We start from the raw sequence: 1,160 nt of genomic DNA, 5'->3' as shown, positions 1-1,160 counted from the left end.
TAACAAGCGACTGTGGTGTCAACCACCCAAAATTTAAGTTGCACACCACGCTTGTTTTTCTCGAATCATCGCATTCAGAATAGTAATGAATTTCCGCATGCACGCGGTCAAGGCAACTTTCTTGTGCTTCCCTTGGGCTACTAAATTTTTGTAGAAAGCCTTGATAGCAGGGTTACATTGAGTCGCGCTCAGTGTCGCCATATATAGCGTTGTGCGGACCGAAGCCCGACCTCCCTGAATCCGTCGTTTCCCACGCATCTTTCCGCTATCACGATTCATCGGTGCGACCCCGACGAGTGCAGACGCCTGTTTGTTCGTCAGGCTGCCAAGTTCTGGCATGTCGGCTAACAGGGTGAACGCAAGCGTTTTCCCGACACCAGGTGCGGACTCCAGAATCTCTCGCTTCTCAGACCATTCCGACTCCGCGTCTACAAGCTTCTCAAGCCGCTTTTCGACCCAGGCAATCTCAGTATCAAAATACTTTATCAGTCGGCGGCAGGAGCGCTTGATCCCTCCGTCCATAATGTGTCGACGATTAATTTCTTGAGTCCGAAGACTCAGTATCTGACGACGCCTGGCGAGCAAGTCTTTGATAGCTATAAGATTTTTACTTTTTTCAGGCGTCACGCGTGGCTTGATTACCGCCGCGTACTCCGCAATTACCTGAGCATCAATACGATCCGTCTTCGCGAGTTGCTCTATAGCGCCAGCATACTTCCTGACCGAAGCGGGCTTCGCTACACATACCGGTAAGCCCTTATCATAGGCAGCTTCCGCCAGCGCGAATTCATATCTACCGGTCGCTTCCATAACGATTCGTTCAACGTGATACCGTGAAAGACGGTTCATTAGTGATCGGATGCCTTCTGGCGTGTTATCCACCTGCCACACCAGTTCCTTCTCATGGATGCATATATCCAAATTCCACTTCCCAACATCGACACCGACATTAACCCTGGACTTCGTTAGCTTTTGGTTTGTCATGATGACTCTTCCTTGCTAAATTCGGGCTCGAGGCCCATTCGACTGTTCGAGTTTACAAATCGGGTCGGCCCGGCGCCCACGCTTGTTAACGGTCTTTAGACCTATCGCTCATCGGGCTGCCGGGCCGGTAACTTATGGTGGTAAGTTACGGGTCTCACCTTACCGAATATTTGGGG

At 50.8% G+C, this 1,160-nt stretch carries 1 protein-coding gene; it reads right to left on the bottom strand.

Annotated elements, in window-relative coordinates:
- Positions 1 to 33: 33 nt before the first annotated feature.
- Positions 34 to 984, bottom strand: a complete 951-nt coding sequence (locus tag ACNKU7_RS18775) for an IS110 family RNA-guided transposase (protein ID WP_418298520.1) — start codon at positions 982 to 984, stop codon at positions 34 to 36.
- Between the last annotated feature and the right edge of the window lie 176 nt (positions 985 to 1,160).

This window comes from Microbulbifer weihaiensis, assembly GCF_048323715.1.
Classification (GTDB): Bacteria; Pseudomonadota; Gammaproteobacteria; order Pseudomonadales; family Cellvibrionaceae; genus Microbulbifer.
The sequence above is the reverse complement of the archived record's forward strand: the minus strand, read 5'-3'. Positions and strand labels throughout refer to the sequence as shown.

Excerpts from the sequence above, each read along its gene's own strand:
- ACNKU7_RS18775 (WP_418298520.1), bottom strand. The coding sequence starts at position 984 with ATGACAAACCAAAAGCTAACGAAGTCCAGGGTTAATGTCGGTGTCGAT.